This is a genomic window from Curtobacterium sp. MMLR14_006 (genome assembly GCF_001864985.1).
Classification (GTDB): domain Bacteria; phylum Actinomycetota; class Actinomycetes; order Actinomycetales; family Microbacteriaceae; genus Curtobacterium.
In genome coordinates this window covers 26,790-44,365 of sequence record NZ_MJGU01000004.1, presented here as the reverse complement: position 1 = coordinate 44,365, position 17,576 = coordinate 26,790, and the positions used below count along the sequence as shown (strand labels likewise).

Sequence of the window (17,576 nt, the reverse complement as noted above, 5' to 3'; positions counted from 1 at the left end):
TCATGGGGTTGTTCGGACGGAAGAAGCGGGAACCGGGAGCGGGAGCGGTAGCGGCACCATCGCTCGTCGTGCTCGCGCGGCGCGTGCTCGCCGAGCGGGGCGTCGAGACCACGGTCGAGGGGCCGGCGGACGACCCGTCGGCCGCCCGGCTGCGCGGTTCCGACGGGCAGGTCTACCTGTTCGGCAACCTCGCGGGGATGCTCGAGGGGGCTGACGCCGCCACGCAGGAGGCCGCGGTCCGACGCCACCTCGACGCCATGCTCGCGTCGCGGAGCGACCCGGCGGCCGAGGACATGTCCCCCGACGAGCTCCGGCAGCGCATCCGGCTGCGGCTGCTCGCCGAGCGGGGTCCGGACGGCATCGACCTGTCCTACGCGCGGCCGTTCGTGCCGGGCGTGGTCGCGGCGCTCTGCGTGGACTTCCCGACGACCGTCGCGACGCTCTCCGCCGAGACCGTGCACCGGCTGCCGCTCGGCATCGACGAGCTCTTCGCGATCGGCCAGCTGAACAGCGACGACGAGCCCGTCGACCAGCAGAGCGAGGTCGCCCCCGGGTTCGTCGTCGTCGAGGGCGAGTCGCTGTTCACCGCGTCGAAGGCCGTCAACCTGCCCGCCGTGCTCGGAGCGCTGCCGTACGGGGCGGTCATCGCGATCCCGCACCGGCACCTGCTGCTCGCCGTCCCGATCCGCGACGCCGACAGCCTGACCGCGGTGAACACGCTGGCGGGAGCACTCGTCCAGCTCGTGTCCGACCCGCGGGGAGCACCCGGCGGTGTGCTGAGCGACCGGCTGCTGTTCGCCCGCGACGGCGAGGTGAGCATCGTGTCGTCGTTCGACCCGGAGTCCGGGGCGATGCGCATCGAGGTCGACGAGCGCTTCCAGGAGGCGCTCGAGCAGGCGATGGCCTGACGACCGCTCAGTCGTCGGCGGCCGCGAGCGCCAGTTCGCAGAACATCGCGTCGGCCCACGAGAACCACGGTCGCGAGTACCGCGTCGGGTCGTCGACGTCGAACGCCTCGTGCATGTCGCCGGTGCCGCCGTCCGTCGCCACGAGCACGTCGAGGAGCTGCCGCCGCCGTGCGGGCGACCCGGAGACGAGTCCCTCGACCGCCAGGGCGATCGGCCACACCCGGTTCGGCAGCGTGTGCGGGCTGCCGACCCCGGCCGCCGCAGCACCGCTCGACCAGTACGGGTTCGCCGGCGACAGGACGAACTCCTGCGTCGCCGCCCACACCGCTCGGTCGACCACCGACGGCGCCGACAGCGGCAGGGACAGCAGCGACGGGGTGTTCGCGTCGTCCATGAGCAGCACGCCGCCGAGCCCGTCGACCTCGTACGCGTACACGTCCGTCCCCGACGGCCCCGGCACGATGCCGTGCCGTCGGACGCCGTCCGTGATCGCGCTCCGCAGCAGGTCGGCGTCGTCCGCGAGGCCGGTGTCGGCCCAGACCTCGCGCGCGATCGCCGCGACGGCGAGCAGCGCCTCGGCCGCGAACAGGTTCGCCGGCACGTTGTAGCCGTACGTGCAGGCGTCGTCCGAGGGGCGGAACCCGCACCAGGTCATGCCGGTCACCGCGACCGGGGTGCCGCGGCCGTCCCGCGCCAGGGTCTCGGTCGGGATCGCACCATCGCGGACGAAGCGGTACGCCGACGCGTCGTGGTCCTGCTCGGCACGCCACTGCGCGACGATCGTCCGGAACACCCGGTGCGCCCGCTCGTCGAGCACGTCGGTGCGCCCGGTCGCCCGCCACAGCGCGTGCGCGAACGTCACCGGGTAGGCGAGGCTGTCCACCTCGTACTTCTGCTCCCACACCAGCGGGTCCGCGTTGAGGTCGTCCTCGTCGTAGTGCGCGCCGTTCGGCTCACGGTTGAACGAGTTGGCGTAGGGGTCGTGCTCGACGAGCCGGAGCTGGCGGCGCACGACCGCCCAGAGCAGGTCGGCGAGCGCCGCGTCGTCCGCGACGAAGCGCAGGTAGGGCGTCATCTGGGTCGTCGAGTCGCGGAGCCACATGGCCGGGATGTCCCCCGTGATGACGAAGGCGCCGTCGTCGTCGAGCGTGATGGTGTCGCGCAGGGTCCGCACGAGCGCGCGCTCCACGCGGTCGCCGACCTCGACGCCGATCGTGGCCCGCACCCGGTCGGCCGCCGCGGCCAGGGTCGGGGTGACCTCCTCGAGCCGCACCTGCGTCACGACACCCATCGCACTGCCTCCTGTCCGTCGGTGACGCGGACGGTCCGCGTCGACCCGGGCGGATCGAGCACGTCGTCCGTCCAGCAGTCGAGGTCGAGCGGCCGTGCACCGAGCCGCAGACCAGCGTCCCACGTGCCGAGCGCGTCGAGTCCGAGGGCGAACGCGGTCTCGACGGTCGTGCCCGGCGGCACGTCCACGGTCACCAGGGCGAGCAGCCGCCGACGCCGCGGCCGCACACCCGGTTCACGTCGCCGCCCCCACAGGGGCACCGAGACCCGACGGGGTGCGTCCGACGCGTTGCGCACCGTGACCGGGACGGTCACCGTGCCCCCGGCCAGGAGGCGCACGGCCGTCACCGCGTCGGTCCCGTCCGCCAGTTCCACCTGGATGCCGGCTCCCGGTCCGGGTGCACCGGTGACGGTCGGCGGCGCGGAGACGTCCACGTAGCCGCGCGCCGTCTCGAGGCGTTCGTCGTGCGCGACGGGCAGCACGCCGTCCGCGCCGGGCCAGGTCGCGGGGAGCCGCCCCTCGGCCGGGGCGCCGAGCAGCACGTCGACGACGGCCCCGCCGCCGGCGGGTCCCGGGAACGGGACGACCAGCACGCTGTCCGCCAGGGCGAGCACCTCGGTCAGGACCCTCGGCCGACCGTCGACGACGACCGCCACGACGGGCAGACCGCTCCCCCGCGCGGCGCGGAGGACGTCGAGCTGTGCCTCGGGCACCGCGACGGAGGCCAGGTCGACCCCCTCGCCGTTCGTCGTGTCCGGTGCCGGACCGCTGACCGCGCCGTTGTCCTCGAAGCCGTCGTCGTAGGTGCGGCGACTCGACCCGCCGAGGACCACGACCGCGACGTCGGCGTCGGCGAGCGCCGCGTCCACCGCGGCGATCCCGTCGGGGCCCGGCAGCGGGTGGCGGAGGCGACTGCCCCGGGCGGTGCGGATCCGGTCGGGGCCGAGCCGGGCCTCCAGGGCGGAGCGCACGGTGGACGCACCGGGGTCGACGGGCGGCCGCGGCGGCGCGTAGTCGCCGAGCAGCGCGTCGACGTCGTCGGCGTTCGGGCCGACGACGGCCACGACGGCGTCGGCGGCGATCGTCGGGAGCGGCCCGCCGAGGGCCACCACCGCCCGCCGGGCCGCACGCTCGGCGAGCAGCACCGTTGCACGCTCCGGCGGCGTCCGGTGCTCGACCGGGGCCGGCGGCGCGCCGAGCAGCCCGACGCGCCGCTTCAGGGCGAGCACGCGGTCGGCCGCACGGTCGAGGTCCGCCAGGTCCGCGAGCCCGCGGTCGAGTGCTTCGTCGAGGTGGGTGAACGCCTCGTCCCAGAGGCTCAGGTCGACGCCGGCCCGGAGCGCGAGCGCCGCAGCCGAGGCCGGGTCGGGCGTGACGTCGCGCAGTCGGTCGACGGCGGTGCCGTCCGCCATCACGAGCCCGTCCCACCCCCAGGCGTCGCGGATCGTCGTGGTGAGCAGGTCGTGGTTGCCGCAGCAGGGCACCCCGTCGACGTCGTTGTAGGCCGCCATGAACCCGGCGACGTGCGCACGCGCCGCAGCGAGGGCGGGCGGCAGGTGCACCTCGGCGAACTCGCGTCGGCCGATCGGCGCGCCGGAGCCGTTGCGGCCACCGATGCCGGCACCCTGCCCGGCCAGGTGCTTCGCGACGACGGCGACGTGCCGCCCGTCGATCGGGCCGTCCCCGCCGCCCTGCATGCCGCGCACGGTCGCGGCGACCATGACCGCCGCGAGTGCGGCGTCCTCCGACCAGCACTCCTCGCTCCGCCCCCAGCGGGGGTCGCGCAGCACGTCGAGCCCGGAGACGAGCGCCACGTGGGTGCCGCGCGCGCGGACCTCCGCCGCGACCGCGGCTGCGAGGTCCTCGACGAGCTGCTCGTCCATCGCGGCGCCGAGGGCGAGGTTCACCGGCACCGTCGTGCCGCCGAGGGCCTGCAGGCCGTGCGGGACCTCCTCCACGAAGAGGGTCGGGACGCCGCCGTCGGCGTGGGCGACGACGTGCTCCTGCACGGCCGCGTACGCCTCGGCCGACCGCTCGGGCGGGGTGCCGTTCCCCCAGTGCACGCCCGACCACGGGTCGGCGCGGAGCACGCCGTACACCGCGCCGATGCCGCCCCAGCGGTCGACCTCGGCACGCAGGACGTCGGTGATGCGGGGGCGGCCGTCGACCCAGCGGACGGCCTCCCACCCCTTGAGCCGCTGGTTGACCTGCCCGATCCGGGCGCGCACGTCGAGGCTCGTCGCGGTCGGGTGCCCGGTCATCCCTTGATCGCTCCGGACACCAGCGCGCGCTGCATCTGGCGCTGCAGGATCGAGTAGACGAGGTACACCGGCAGCAGGGTGAACAGGGTGCCGGCCATGAGCATCCCGTAGTCGGTGCCGGCGTCGACCTTCAACGTCGGGAGCGCCACCTGGATGGTCCGCTGCGCGGTGTCCGGGCCGATGAGCACCAGCGCGTACAGGTACTCGTTCCAGAACGACAGGAAGTTGAGCAGCAGCACGGTGGCGATGCCCGGGATGCAGATCGGCAGGTAGACCTGCCGCATGACCTGCCACGCCGAGGCGCCGTCCATCGACGCGGCCTCCTCGAGTTCGCGCGGGATCGTCCGCATGAACTGGGTCAGGATGACGACCGCGAGCGGCATGGCGGTCGCGGGCAGCAGCAGCACGAGGAAGGTCCGGGTGTGGAACAGACCCATGCCGGCCGCGAGCAGGAACGTCGGGAACAGCGCCGCGAACGACGGGATGAGGAACCCGAGCGAGAACAGCGCCTCGACGACGCGACCAGCGCGGCCGGTCGCCCGGGCCAGGGCGAACGACGCCGGCAGCGCGAGCACGAGCGTCAGCACGAGCGCCGCCACCGTGGTGATGACGGAGTTCGCGATCGCCGGGCCGAGCGACGCCTGCCGGATCGCGTCGGTGAAGTTCGACAGGTCCCACGAGGTGGGCAGGGCGAGCGGGGACTCGAAGATGCCGTCGTTGTCCTTGAAGGACGAGACGACGAAGTAGTAGAACGGCAGGATCAGCAGGGCGGCGTAGATCCACGCCACGGTGCCGCTCGTGATGGAACCGATCCGGTCGCGCAGCCGGATGCCGGCGGTGGGCTTCGCCATGGTGGTCTCCCGGGGTCAGAGGCTCAGTGGGTCAGTGGGTCTTGCGGAGGACCCGGCGGATGACGAACATCCCGACGAGCCCGAGGACGAACAGGACGACGCCGACCGCCTGGCTGTAGCCGAGGTCGGTGTCGACGAAGGCCTTCTGGTACACGAGGTACGACAGTGTCGTGGTGGCGGTGCCCGGCCCGCCCTGGGTCAGGAGCAGCACGTTCTGCGCCGAGCTGAACAGCATCGCCAGGAACTGGAGCATCGCGACGACGCCGATGAAGTCGCGGGCGATCGGCCAGTACACGCCCCAGGCGAGCCGCCACGAGCCGGCGCCGTCCATCCGGGCGGCCTGCACGACCTCGGCGTCGACGCCGTCGAGGCGGCTCGCGATGAGCACCGCCGAGTAGCCGATGCCGGCCCAGAGGTCGACCACGATGAGCGCGCCGAGGGCCGTGGCGGGATCGGCGAGCCAGGCCTTGCCGCCGATCCCGACGGTCGCCAGCACGCCGTTCACCAGGCCGTCGGGGTTCAGCATCGCGTAGAACATCATCGCGGTGGCGGGCGCGGAGATGAGCGCCGGGATGAAGAGCAGGTAGCGGAGCACCTTGTGCCCGCGCGGCTTCTGCACGACGTGGAACGCGAGCAGGAACGCCAGCACGATCATGATCGGCAGGCCGACGACGATCTGCACGGTGCTGTTCCGGACCGCCGCCCAGAAGGTCTCGTCCGAGAACAGGACCCGGAAGTTGTCGAGCCCCGCGAAGGTGGGCGACACGAGCATGCCCGGCCAGCTGAGGAACGCGATGATGATCATCGCGAGCACCGGCCCGATCATGAACAGGCCGTACCAGACCAGCGCGGGGACCGCGAAGGTCGGGAAGGCGCCGCGAGCGGTCCCGACGGCACGGTTGCCCCGGCGGCCGGGGCCGGACGGCGTCGACGCCGACCGGACGGGTGGTTCCTCGACGAGCACTGCCATGGGGAGCTCCTTCTCGCGGATCGGGTGGTCAGGCGGCCGTGTAGGCGCGCTCGAAGAGGTCGATGATGCGGTCGGCCGAGGTGCCGGAGCCGTACGCCAGGCTCGTCGCGCGGATCATCGGTTCGTAGGCCGAGTCGGGCACGAGCAGGTCGGGCAGCATCACCGGGGTGACCTGGTCGTCGGTGAGCTTCGACGCCTGGGCGACGAGCGGGAAGTCACGGCTGACGGTGTCCGTGATCCGGCTCATGTCGCGGCCGGAGTCGAGGACGAACTCGCTCGTGACGGCCGACGAGTACAGGTACTGCACGAACGGCTTGATGAGGGCGAGCTTCGCCCGGCCGTTCTCGCTGATCCAGATGCCGTGGCCGTTGTAGCTCTTGATGACGCTCGGGTGCGCGATGGCGGCGTCCTTCGACGGCACCGGCCAGCCGCCGACCGTGACCTCCTTCGCGCGTTCCTTCGACACCAGCGCGAGGGCGGAGGACATCGCGGGGACGATGGCGGCCTTGCGGGTGGTGAACTGCGTCAGTTCGGAGTCCGAGGTGAACCCCTGCACCGAGTCCACGAAGACCCCGGCGTCGCGGAGTTCGACGAAGTGCTCGACGCCGCGGACCGCCCCGGGGCTCTCCGAGATCTTGCCGGTGGAGAACACCGTCGCGGCTTCGTCCTGGGTGACGAAGCCCTGGACGACCTGCATGAGGAGCTTCTGCCCGCTCCAGTCCGACCCGCCGACGGTGACCGGGCCGATGCCGGCGGCCCGCAGGCGGTCGGCCGCGGCGATGAGCTGGTCCGAGGTCGTCGGGATCTCGCTGACGCCGGCCTCCTCGAGCAGCGCCGTGTTGAACGACACCGGCCAGTTCGTCCGGGTGAACGGGAACGCCCGGAGCCGCCCCTGGTCGTCGGTCCACTCCTCGAGCGCCTCGGGGATGATCTTGTCGCGCAGGTCCCACTCGTCCAGGTAACGGGAGACGTCGATCGTGGCGTCCTCGCCCGTCCAGGACAGCGTGCGCCCGACCATGTTCACGATCGCGACGTCGGCTTCCTTGCCGGCCAGGGAACTCGTCTCGAAGACGATCGGCAGGTCGGACCCGTTCGAGAGCAGGGCGACCCGGCGGTCCGTACGGCGGCGGTAGGCGGCGACGACGTCCGTGAACGTCTGCGCGCCGGCGACCGCGCCGCTGAGCTGGGTGTGCACGCTGAGCGTCCCCGGGCCGCTCGACGCCGGCGTGAGGGCGCTGCACCCCGCCAGGATCGGCGCGAGGATGCCGGCGCCGAACCCGGCTCCGATGAGGGTGCGTCTGCTGATGCCGTCCGTCACGGTGCCTCCCTGGCAGTGGATGGTGGAGCGGTCCCGATGCGATTCGGTACAGCGGTGTACTTCAGGTGACGAGCAACGTATACCGCTTTACACAGAGTGGTCAAGCCTCTACGCTCGACCGCATGAGCGACACCACCGCCGGCGCCGTCGACCGACGCCGCGTGACCATCGCGCAGGTCGCCAAGCGCGCCGGCGTCTCGACGTCGGCGGTCTCACACGTCTTCAACGGACGACCGAACGTGTCGGCCGCCACCGCCGCACGCATCCGGAAGGCCGCCGACGACCTCAACTGGCGGCCGAACCTGGCGAGCCGCAAGCTCTCCGGCAACGCCGGGCACAGCCTCGGCCTCGTGCTCGCCCGCTCCCGCGACACCTTCCAGCGCGACCCCTTCACGATGCGCCTCATCGCCGGGCTGACCGAACCGCTTGCCGCGATCGGCTGGTCGCTGTCGGTGACCCTCGTGCAGGCCGACGACGAAGCCGCCGTGTACCGCCAGTGGTGGACCGAGCAGCGGGTCGACGGGTTCCTGCTCGTCGACGTCCGCACCGACGACCCCCGCATCTCCCTGCTGCAGCACCTCGCCGCACCGGCCGTGATGCTCGGTGCCCCCATCCCCGGCAGCACCGTGCCCGCGGTGACCGTCAGCGACGCCGACGCGACCGAGTCGCTGCTCGACCACCTCGGCACGCTGGGCCACCGGCGGATCGCCCGCGTGGGCGACGGACCGGCGCTCGCCCACACGGGCGCGCGTGACGCCCGGTTCACCCGTGCCGCGCGGCGCCGGGGCGTCGAGGCCCTCGTGCTCGACTGGCGCGCCGGCGCCGAGGACCCCGTCGCCGACCTGCTCGCCCGGCTCGACGGGGCGACCGCCATCGTCCTCGACGGCGAGGCGATCGCCGCCGAGGTGGTCGCCCACGCCCCCGAGCTCGGCGTCCGCGTCCCCGACGACCTGTCCGTCGTCGCGTGGGAGGACTCGTGGGTCTCCACGATCGTCCGCCCCGCGCTCACGGCGCTCGACGCCCCGGTCGAGGACTCGGCCCGCACCGCCGTCGCGCTCGTCGAACGACTCGTGCGCGGCGACGAGGTCGCCGACGCCGAGGTCGGCGGTCGCGCCCTGCACGTCCGTGGGTCGACCGGACCGGCGCCCACCCCAGCTCCCTGACCGAAGGAGACCGATGTTCACCGCCACCCGCTTCGGCGTCAACTACGTACCGTCCACCGACTGGATGTTCCAGTGGCAGTCCGTCGACGAGACCGTCGTCCGTCGCGACCTCGAGGCGATCGCGGCGCTCGGGCTCGACCACGTCCGGCTCTTCCCGCTCTGGCCCACCCTGCAGCCGAACCGAACGCTGATCCGCCGCCGGGCGCTCGACGACGTGGCACTCGTGGTCGACCTCGCCGCCGAGTTCGGGCTGGACGCCAGTGTCGACGTCGTGCAGGGGCACATGTCCGGCTTCGACTTCGTGCCCGCCTGGCTCGTGAACTGGCACGACGGCAACATGTTCACCGACCAGCCGGCGATCGACGCGCAGGCCGCCCTCGTCGCCGCCGTGTACGACGCCGTCCGCGACCGCCCGAACTTCACCGGCCTGACCCTGGGCAACGAGCTGAACCAGTTCCAGCCGCCGAACCCCGCTGCGATGCCCGCGGACACCGACCAGGTGACGCACTGGCTCACGTCGCTGCTCGAGGCGCCCCACGACAAGGACCCGCGGCACGTCGTCACCCACTCCGAGAACGACCACCTCTGGTACCGCGACGGCCACCCGTTCGTCCCCGCGCACGCCAGCCGCCTCGGCGACGTCACGACGGTGCACTCGTGGATCTTCAACGGGGTCGCCGATCGCTACGGGGCGCTGTCCGACGAGTCCGTCCGCCACGCCGAGTGGATGATCGAGCTCGCCCGCGCCTTCGCCACCGACCCCGACCGGGCGGTCTGGCTGCAGGAGGTGGGCGCCCCGGACCGGCACCTCGCCGAGTCCGAGATGCCGGAGTTCCTCGAGCGCACGGTGGCGGCCGCCCTGACGACCGAACGGTTGCACGCGGTGACGTGGTGGTGCTCGCACGACGTCTCCCGCGACCTCGGGGACTTCAAGGACCTCGAGTACTCGCTCGGCCTGCTCGACGTCGACAACCGGGTGAAGCCGCTCGGCCGCCGCTACGCCGAGGTCGTCGCCGACGCACGCCGCGCCGCACCCGCGCCGACGCCGCGCACGAGCGCCGTGGTGGTCGACGTCGACCACGCCGACCTGCCCCTGCGCCGGTCCGACCTGGCCCCGGGCGGCGCCGTGTTCGAGCAGTGGCACCGCCTCCGTGCCGCCGGTCAGGCGGTCACGGTCGTGACGAGCCGGACCGCAGCCGACCCCACCGAGCTGGCGGCACGGGGCGTGACCCGGGTCGTGGAACCCGCGGCGGTCTGACGGGGCCGAGCCGGGCCTCCCGGCCGTCCGTCCACGCCGTGCGCCGACGTCCGGAGCCGGCGCACCGGCGGAGCGGACCAGGCGTACGGTGATGCCGATCGGGTGCCCCCGGCGCGTCCCTCGGTGCCACCCGTGCAGATCCCTGCCGATCCGTTCAGGAAGCCGAACCCACGGGCGCGAGCACGTTGCGGCTGCTGTAACTTTGCACGCAGCGCAAAATTCGTGTGCGCCAGCGCACCGGACCGGGAGACCCTGCTCATGACCCAGACGGCGACCGCACCCGCGGCCCCCACCACGGCGTCCAACGTCGTGATGAACCACCGACAGATCCTGTTGGTGATCTACGGCCTGATGGCCGGCATGTTCCTCGGCGCCCTCGACCAGACGATCGTCGGCACCGCGATCCGCACCATCGGCGACGACCTGCACGGGCTCGACCAGCAGGCCTGGGTCACCACCGGGTACCTCATCGCGTCGACCGTCACCACGCCGATCTACGGCAAGCTCTCCGACATCTTCGGCCGCCGCCCACTGTTCATCACGGCGATCGCGATCTTCATCATCGGGTCGTTCGCCGCGTCGTTCTCGACCTCGATGCTCATGCTCGCCGGGTTCCGCGCGCTGCAGGGCCTCGGTGCCGGTGGCCTCATGTCCCTGCCGCTGGCGATCATGGGCGACATGCTCGCCCCGCGCGAGCGCGCGAAGTACCAGGGGTACTTCCTGGCGGTCTTCGGCATCTCGTCGGTGATCGGCCCGCTCGTCGGCGGTGTCTTCGCCGGAGCCGACCAGCTGCTCTTCATCGCCGGCTGGCGCTGGGTCTTCCTCATCAACGTGCCGATCGGCATCATCGCGCTCTTCATGGTGCTCACGTTCCTGCACCTGCCGAAGTTCGGCGACCGCGGCAAGCCCCGCATCGACTGGTGGGGCGCGACGCTCGTCATCGTCACCCTCGTGCCGCTGCTGCTCATCGCCGAGCAGGGCCGCGAGTGGGGCTGGGACTCCCCCGGTGCGTTCGCCTGCTACGCCATCGGTGCGCTCGGGCTCATCGCGTTCATCATCGTCGAACGGGCGATGGGCGACGACGCGATCCTGCCGATGAAGCTGTTCGGCTCGCGGGTCTTCTCGATGGCGGCGATCCTGTCCGTCCTGGTCGGCTTCGGCATGTTCGGCGCGATGCTGACGATCCCGCTGTACCTGCAGATCGTGAAGGGCGTCACACCGACCGAGTCCGGGTTCGCGATGCTCCCGATGGTCCTCGGCCTGATGATCTCGTCGATCGCCTCCGGCCAGATCATCTCGCGCACCGGCCGTTACCAGGTGTTCCCGGTGACCGGCACCGCCTTCACCGCCGTCGGCTTCACGGTCCTGACCTTCCTGACGGCCGACCGTCCGCTGTGGTTCCTCATGACGGGCATGTTCCTCATCGGGCTCGGCCTCGGCCAGCTCATGCAGACCCTGACCCTCGCCGCGCAGAACTCGGTCTCCCCGCGCGACATCGGCGTCGCCACCAGCGCCGCGACGTTCTTCCGCCAGATCGGCGGCACCATGGGCACCGCCGTCCTGCTCTCCGTGCTCTTCACGCTCATGCCCACGAACATCACGGCCGCGATGCAGAACGAGGGCGACCTGAAGCGTGCCCTCAACGCCGCGCTCACCCCGTCGGTCGCCAGCGCCTCGGAGAACGAGGGCGTCATGGACCAGATCTGGTCGAAGATCGTCGACCCGGTGCAGCGCAACGTGCAGGACGGCCTCGACAAGGCCGCCGCGCAGGCGAAGCAGTCCGCCGACCAGGCCGTCACGGAGCAGGTCACCGCCGCCGTCCAGGAGCAGGTCGACGCGGGCACGCTCCCGGCCGCCGCAGCCGACACCGTCATCGCGCAGCAGGTCGACGACGCCACCCCCGCCGCCGAGCAGAAGGCGCTCGAGGCGGTGGCCGCCAAGGCGGACGCCGAGGTCGTCGACGGCTCGGTGCAGGTGGACTACTCGAACCGGTCGCAGCGCCAGAACGTCGTCGACGGGGTCGCCCCGTCGCTCATCGAGCAGCTCAAGCGGGGCGACACGAGCGCGAGTTCGTCGAGCAACGCGACCACGAGCAACACCTCGTTCCTCAACGGCGCCGACGAGCGGCTGACCCGGCCGTTCCTGGTCGGCTTCAGCGACTCGGCCGTCCGCGTCTACTACGTCGGGCTCGCCGTGATCCTGCTCGCGTTCGTGCTGACCTGGTTCTTCCGGGTGCCGCCGCTGCGCAAGACCTCGGCCCTGCAGGAGCAGGCCGACGCCGCACGCACCGCGGACACCGTCGCCGGCCCCGGGCCGAGCGTGGGCGCTGCCGCCCCGGTCGGGTCGAGAGCCTCGGGTGGGTCCGGCGCCGTGGGTGGGTCTGGTGCCTCGGGGGTCCCGACCGCCGTCGCCTCGTCAGGTGCCGATGCCGTGCCGACCTCGCCGGACGTCGTGGCGCAGCCGCGATCGGCCCGTTCCGCGGGCGCCGGCGACGTGTCCGTCCTGCCGTCGGACACCCGCTCCGAGCCGGACGACACCCGGGCCCCGCTGCCCGACGCCACCACGCACGGTGCGCACTCGGCCGCGGCACCGGTGGACGAGCCGCCGACCGCCACCGGCGCGATCCGGACCCACGCCGCGCACGTCGCCGGAGCTCCGGCGCCGGCTGCGGAGTCGGTTCCGGCTTCGGGTTCGCCGTCGGCTCCGGTGTCCGATGACACGCACCCGCACGGGCGGCACTCGGCCGAGTAGGCGCCCTGCACTCCTTGCGGGTGCATGTTCCGACGGACCACGCGTCGATCGGCTCGTGGTCCGTCGTCACATGCGCGTGCATCCGGTGCGTGAGCATCCTGCGACGGAGCACGTGTCGATCGACTCGTGCTCCGTCGCACGGTGCACACACATGCACCGCCACCGCGGCACTGCGGCACCGCGCCACCGCGCCACCACCCCGCACGCCCTGCACACGCCTGAACCCGCTCGGCCGCCCGCGGTCACCCCTCGAAGAACGCCCCGGGCAACCGTTTCCGCATGACCTCGATCGCCGCAGGGTTGTCGTCGATGAGCACGTACCGCCGGCCGAGCGCCGAGGCCACCGCCCCCGTCGTGCCGCTGCCGGCGAAGAAGTCGAGCACCCAGTCCCCCTCGCGCGACGACGCCTGCACGATCCGGCGGAGCACCCCCTCGGGCTTCTGCGTCGGGTAGCCGGTCTTCTCCTTGCCGGTCGGCGACACGATGGTGTGCCACCAGACGTCGGTCGGCAGCTTGCCCCGCTCGCGCTGCTCCGGCGTGACGAGCCCCGGCGCCATGTACGGCTCCCGGTCCACCGTCGTCGAGTCGAACCAGTAGCGTGTCGGGTCCTTCACGTACACCAGGATCGTGTCGTGCTTGGTCGGCCAGCGGGACTTCGACTTCGCGCCGTAGTCGTAGGCCCAGACGATCTCGTTGAGGAACGACTCCCGACCGAACAGCGCGTCGAGCAGCACCTTGGCGTAGTGCGACTCTCGGTAGTCGAGGTGCAGGTACAGCGTGCCGTCGTCCGCCAGCAGTCGCCACGCCTCGACGAGCAGGGGCTCGAGGAACGACCAGTAGTCCTCGAACCGGTCGTCGAACCGCATCAGGTCGCCGCGGACCCGCTCGTAGGTCCGGCCGTGGAACCCCATCACCGGCCCGTCGGCGGACGGCACCGCGGCGCTGGCGTGCCGGCGCTGGTAGCGCCCGGTGTTGAACGGCGGGTCGAGGTAGACGAGCGTGAACGAGCCGTCGGCGTACGCGGGGACGACGTCGAGCGCGTCGCCGTGGACCACGCGGTCGGGGCCGCGATCGTCTGCCGTGTGCACGGTCCATTGTCCCGCACGGGACGCCACGGCCGACGCCGCACCCGCCGCACCCCCGCTGCACCCCGCGCCACCCAGCCGGGACCCAGCGAGCGACCGCACCCGGGCGTAGCGTGCACGGCATGGCAGCACCCGAGGTCCGGAACGACACCGACAAGCAGCAGTACTCCCTCGTCGAGGACGGCGAGGTGATCGGCTTCGCTGCGTACGAGGTCGACGGCGACGAGATCCGCTTCGTGCACACCGAGGTCGACCCGGCGCACCGCGGTGGCGGACACGCGTCGATCCTCGTGCAGCACGCGCTCGACGACGTCCGGTCCGGGTCCTCGCTCCGTGTCGTGCCGCAGTGCAGCTACGTCCACGCCTGGATCGAGCGCCACCCGGACTACCAGGAGCTCACCACGCGCTGACGCGCACCGGGACCGGTCTCGGCGAGGACGCGACCGCGACGCGACCGGCCGGCCGGCTGCGATCACCCGTCCCGCGCCGGTGTCCGGCAGCTGTGAGCCACCGGCTCGGTCCGTCAGCGGGTCCCCTCGACGGGGACGTCCCACCAAGAGGGCTGCTCGTACTGCTCGGACCACCCGCGGCGCATCCGGGTCGCGGCCCGGTCAAAGGCGTCGACGAGGTCCGTGTCCGCGGTCAGCAGTGCCTGCAGGCGGAGACCGTCGTGGAGCGCCAGGAGCTGCTGCGCTCCCCGGATCGGGTCCATCGTCCCCGGCTCCCGGCCGTCGCGGACGTCCGCGGCGAGACCGTCCCGGATCATCTGCCGGAACCGGCGGTACGTCGACCGGTGGTAGTCGGCGCCGTCCGCCGTCGGGTCGGCTGCCGACGCGAGGCTCGCGGCGAGGAGCTCCATCAGCCCCGGCTCCTCCGCCTGCGCGGCCAGCAGGGCGTGCAGGAACGCCACCGTGCCCTTCTCCGCGATCAACGGGACCAGCGGCGCCGAGATCGCCTGCGTCCACCGCTCCACCGTCGCCGCGAGCAGCGCCGGCTCCGACGGGAACACCTCCTGCAGTTCGGCCACGCTCATCCCCGCACGTTCAGCGGCGACCTCGAGGGTGAACCTCGTGACGCCGCCGTCGTGGAGCGCGGTGATCGCACCGTTGATCGCACGCGTCCGTGGGGCTTCGTCCGCTTCGGCGGTCCGGCTCGTCAACGGGGCGAGCGGGTGCTTCCGGAACCACTCGAGCAGTGCACGGGCCCGGGTCACCCCCGCCGACGGGTCGAGTGCGTGGTCGGGGGCGAAGAGGTCGCTGAAGCCCGGGACCTGCTGCAGCAGCGGATCCAGCGGTTGGAACGCCATCGACCAGTCCGGGAACGACCGCTGCCCGACCGACTCGTCCGCCAGGACCCGGACGTTCGTGTGCCGCGGGTCGGCACGCACCTGCTCGAACCGCGCGGCGACGGTCTCGTCGTCTCCCTCGAGGATCCCGAGGCAGTTCTCCTCCTTGTGCGCGAGGATGCCGGTCGCCCCGAGGGCGGTGTTCTTCTCCCGGCCCACCGCGAGGATCTGTGCGAGCTCGGTGTCCGTGATCGGACGGGTCTGTGTGCTGGTGTAGACGATCGAACGCATCAGTCCTGGTCTCCCTCGCTCGCCGGAACGCGTTGCCCTGTCGAGTGAACCCCTCTGTCCGTCGCCCCACAACCCCTGCGGCCGCGGACGGGGAGATCGGTCTCCCGCCCCGTCTGCTCGCGCGTGCTCAGTACGAGCGGTCGTGCGTCCCGACGCGCGCTTCGTGCCGACCGGTGCTCCGCACCGTCGGCACCCTGATGAGCACGCTGCCACTGAGCAGGTCGTGGTCGTCATCCGCCGGTGTCGGTGCCTCTCTCGGGAGGCGCGACTGCCGTTCGTACTCGGCCTGCGTCTCGTGACGGGTCGGCGCGAACACCTCGTCCATCATCCCGATCGCACCACCGGATCCGCCGCTGCGCGTGGACTTGTTCGACAGGTCGATCCACCCCACGCGGTCGGCGATCCACACCACGACGGCCAGCGCGGCCACCGCCCCCAGGAAGATCAACCAGTTCACGGCAGCGACGTTACGTGGCGGACCGCGACGGGACATCCGCCGCGCGGGTGATGTGCACCATCCGCAGGTCGGGTGCACCGAGACGTGCTGCATACCGTCCCCTGGCCTCCAAGGACCCCGCGGTGCCAAGATGGCGACGTGCTCGACGACGCAGACCGGGATCTCATGCGGGCGATCGCCCGCTACATCGACCATGCGAACGAACTCGTGGGGTCCGAGCAGCAGACGGTCCTGACGCCGCTCGGCGAGCGGGTGCGGGACCACCTCGGCGTCGACCCGCGATCCGTTCCCGTCGTGACCGAGGAGCTGCCGGACCACCGGCTCGTCGACGCGGACGTCGCCCTCGCGGAACTCGCGGGGGACGACCCCGACGCCCTCCTCGGGATCGCCGGAGACGACAGCCGGTTCCACAGCTCGGTCAGCGAGTTCATCGCGAACCCGAGCACCCGGTGGGCCGTCGGCCCGGTGAGCTACTCGGACCGGGCGACGGGACCGGACGACACCCGTCGCGTGGTGTCCTTCGGGCTCCGACTCCTGACGTTCGACGGCGCGCGGATCGCGGTCGTGCAGCGGTCCGCCAAGCCGGAGTACGGCCGCGGGAGCGCGACGATCGAGGTCCTCGGTTCCGACCAGGACGTCGTGGCCGCGTTCCTGCGCCGGTTCCGCGCGCTCATGATCGAACGCAGCGTGCTGCGAGGGCAGGTGCTGTCCTTCGTGCAGTCCGAGTACGGCGCGGATGCCGGCGCGACCTTCCTGCGCCGACCGGACGTCACCGCGGACGACGTCGTGCTCGCCGACGGCGTGCTCGACGAGGTCGTCGACCACGTCGTGGGGATCGGCGAGCAACGCGAGGCGCTCCTCGCCGCCGGACAGCACCTCAAGCGCGGGGTCCTGCTCTACGGCCCGCCCGGTACCGGGAAGACCCTGACCATCCGCCACCTGCTCGCCCGCACCGAGGGCGTCACGGCGGTCCTGCTCACCGGGTCGAGCATCGCCGCGATCGGGGCCGCGGCCGAGATCGCCCGGACGTTCCAGCCCTCACTCGTCGTGATGGAGGACATCGACCTCGTCGCGATGGAGCGCCACAGCTCCCCGCAGCCACTGCTGTTCGAGGTGCTCGACGCCCTCGACGGTCTCGACGGCGATGCCGACGTCGCGTTCGTCATGACGACGAACCGGGTGTCCGTGCTCGAACGGGCCCTGGCGGACCGCCCCGGCCGAGTGGACCTGGCGGTCGAGATCCCGCTGCCGGACCTGCCGGAGCGCACGCGGCTCTTCCGCCGGTACGCCGGTTCGCTGCCGTACTCCGACGACGCCCTCGCGGTGGCGGCGGAGCGCGCCGCGGGCACCACCGGCTCGTTCGCGAAGGAGCTCATGCGCCGGAGCGTCCTCGCCGCCGCCCTGCGCGGAGCGGAACCCGACGACACCGACCTGCTCTCGGCACTCGACTCGCTGTTGACCGAGCGGAGCGCCCTGACGCGGAAGCTGCTCGGCACCCGTTCCGACGACGACACCGACGAGCCCGACGAGGACGAGGACGAGGACGAGGACGAGATCACCTTCAGCGGTTCGTACATCGCGCCCGTACAGCAGATCGCCCTCCGCGCGGACCAGCCCGCGGCCGGCGTCGACCTCGTCCTCCGCGATCCCGAAGACGAGGACGATCAGCCCGGGTCGTGACTCGAAC

General features: G+C 72.3%; 14 protein-coding genes. 6 read left to right on the top strand and 8 right to left on the bottom strand.

Features of this window, described 5'->3' with window-relative positions:
* Positions 1-2: 2 nt before the first annotated feature.
* Positions 3-908, top strand: a complete 906-nt coding sequence (locus tag BIU94_RS01845) for a hypothetical protein (protein WP_139196241.1) — start codon at positions 3-5, stop codon at positions 906-908.
* Between the two features lie 7 nt (positions 909-915).
* On the opposite strand, the gene BIU94_RS01840 is transcribed toward BIU94_RS01845, so the two are convergent.
* From BIU94_RS01840 to BIU94_RS01820, 5 genes are read right to left on the bottom strand one after another with little or no spacing between them, the layout of a single operon-like run.
* Complete coding sequence (locus BIU94_RS01840) at positions 916-2,199, bottom strand: glycoside hydrolase family 125 protein (RefSeq protein WP_071253644.1); 1,284 nt, start codon at positions 2,197-2,199, stop codon at positions 916-918.
* Positions 2,187-4,460 carry a glycoside hydrolase family 3 N-terminal domain-containing protein gene (locus BIU94_RS01835; RefSeq protein ID WP_071253642.1) on the bottom strand — a complete coding sequence of 758 codons (2,274 nt, stop codon included), beginning with the start codon at positions 4,458-4,460 and terminating at the stop codon, positions 2,187-2,189. The genes BIU94_RS01840 and BIU94_RS01835 overlap by 13 nt, the downstream gene beginning before the upstream one ends.
* Positions 4,457-5,311 carry a carbohydrate ABC transporter permease gene (locus tag BIU94_RS01830; RefSeq protein ID WP_071253640.1) on the bottom strand — a complete coding sequence of 285 codons (855 nt, stop codon included), beginning with the start codon at positions 5,309-5,311 and terminating at the stop codon, positions 4,457-4,459. Before BIU94_RS01830 ends, BIU94_RS01835 begins: the two co-directional genes overlap by 4 nt.
* Before the next feature lie 31 nt (positions 5,312-5,342).
* The gene (locus BIU94_RS01825) at positions 5,343-6,281 is read right to left on the bottom strand and encodes a carbohydrate ABC transporter permease (RefSeq protein WP_071253638.1); all 939 of its coding nucleotides are present in this window, start codon (positions 6,279-6,281) and stop codon (positions 5,343-5,345) included.
* Positions 6,282-6,309: 28 nt separating this feature from the next.
* On the bottom strand, positions 6,310-7,599 hold the full coding sequence (locus BIU94_RS01820; RefSeq protein ID WP_071253636.1) for an ABC transporter substrate-binding protein: 1,290 nt from the start codon (positions 7,597-7,599) through the stop codon (positions 6,310-6,312).
* Between the two features lie 122 nt (positions 7,600-7,721).
* Between BIU94_RS01820 and BIU94_RS01815 the strand changes: the two genes are divergently transcribed.
* From BIU94_RS01815 to BIU94_RS01805, 3 genes are all read left to right on the top strand, one after another.
* A complete protein-coding gene (locus BIU94_RS01815) occupies positions 7,722-8,762 on the top strand; it encodes a LacI family DNA-binding transcriptional regulator (protein ID WP_071253634.1) in 1,041 nt (346 codons plus the stop codon).
* A 13-nt stretch (positions 8,763-8,775) separates the two neighbouring features.
* Positions 8,776-10,020, top strand: a complete 1,245-nt coding sequence (locus BIU94_RS01810) for a glycosyl hydrolase (protein ID WP_071253628.1) — start codon at positions 8,776-8,778, stop codon at positions 10,018-10,020.
* Positions 10,021-10,278: 258 nt separating this feature from the next.
* On the top strand, positions 10,279-12,771 hold the full coding sequence (locus BIU94_RS01805) for an MDR family MFS transporter (protein ID WP_071253723.1): 2,493 nt from the start codon (positions 10,279-10,281) through the stop codon (positions 12,769-12,771).
* Between the two features lie 242 nt (positions 12,772-13,013).
* Here the strand turns inward: BIU94_RS01805 and BIU94_RS01800 are convergent, their stop codons facing one another.
* On the bottom strand, positions 13,014-13,859 hold the full coding sequence (locus tag BIU94_RS01800; RefSeq protein WP_071253626.1) for a site-specific DNA-methyltransferase: 846 nt from the start codon (positions 13,857-13,859) through the stop codon (positions 13,014-13,016).
* A 119-nt stretch (positions 13,860-13,978) separates the two neighbouring features.
* Between BIU94_RS01800 and BIU94_RS01795 the strand changes: the two genes are divergently transcribed.
* Positions 13,979-14,266 (top strand): GNAT family N-acetyltransferase, encoded by a 288-nt coding sequence (locus BIU94_RS01795; RefSeq protein ID WP_071253624.1) that lies wholly within the window; start codon positions 13,979-13,981, stop codon positions 14,264-14,266.
* Positions 14,267-14,379: 113 nt separating this feature from the next.
* Here BIU94_RS01795 and BIU94_RS01790 read toward each other — a convergent pair whose 3' ends face one another.
* Both BIU94_RS01790 and BIU94_RS01785 read right to left on the bottom strand, forming a co-directional pair.
* Positions 14,380-15,432, bottom strand: coding sequence for a BLUF domain-containing protein (locus tag BIU94_RS01790; protein ID WP_071253622.1), 1,053 nt, complete (start codon positions 15,430-15,432; stop codon positions 14,380-14,382).
* A gap of 127 nt (positions 15,433-15,559) precedes the next feature.
* Complete coding sequence (locus tag BIU94_RS01785; protein WP_071253619.1) at positions 15,560-15,889, bottom strand: hypothetical protein; 330 nt, start codon at positions 15,887-15,889, stop codon at positions 15,560-15,562.
* 138 nt (positions 15,890-16,027) lie between these two features.
* On the opposite strand from BIU94_RS01785, the gene BIU94_RS01780 reads away from it, so the two are divergent.
* Positions 16,028-17,569 (top strand): ATP-binding protein, encoded by a 1,542-nt coding sequence (locus BIU94_RS01780; RefSeq protein WP_071253618.1) that lies wholly within the window; start codon positions 16,028-16,030, stop codon positions 17,567-17,569.
* Positions 17,570-17,576: the final 7 nt, after the last annotated feature.

Bases quoted from the DNA above. Each gene is read 5' to 3' on its own strand.
- BIU94_RS01845 (WP_139196241.1), top strand. From the start codon at position 3: ATGGGGTTGTTCGGACGGAAGAAGCGGGAACCGGGAGCGGGAGCGGTA.
- BIU94_RS01840 (WP_071253644.1), bottom strand. From the start codon at position 2,199: ATGGGTGTCGTGACGCAGGTGCGGCTCGAGGAGGTCACCCCGACCCTG.
- BIU94_RS01835 (WP_071253642.1), bottom strand. From the start codon at position 4,460: ATGACCGGGCACCCGACCGCGACGAGCCTCGACGTGCGCGCCCGGATC.
- BIU94_RS01830 (WP_071253640.1), bottom strand. From the start codon at position 5,311: ATGGCGAAGCCCACCGCCGGCATCCGGCTGCGCGACCGGATCGGTTCC.
- BIU94_RS01825 (WP_071253638.1), bottom strand. From the start codon at position 6,281: ATGGCAGTGCTCGTCGAGGAACCACCCGTCCGGTCGGCGTCGACGCCG.
- BIU94_RS01815 (WP_071253634.1), top strand. From the start codon at position 7,722: ATGAGCGACACCACCGCCGGCGCCGTCGACCGACGCCGCGTGACCATC.
- BIU94_RS01810 (WP_071253628.1), top strand. From the start codon at position 8,776: ATGTTCACCGCCACCCGCTTCGGCGTCAACTACGTACCGTCCACCGAC.
- BIU94_RS01805 (WP_071253723.1), top strand. From the start codon at position 10,279: ATGACCCAGACGGCGACCGCACCCGCGGCCCCCACCACGGCGTCCAAC.
- BIU94_RS01795 (WP_071253624.1), top strand. From the start codon at position 13,979: ATGGCAGCACCCGAGGTCCGGAACGACACCGACAAGCAGCAGTACTCC.
- BIU94_RS01790 (WP_071253622.1), bottom strand. From the start codon at position 15,432: ATGCGTTCGATCGTCTACACCAGCACACAGACCCGTCCGATCACGGAC.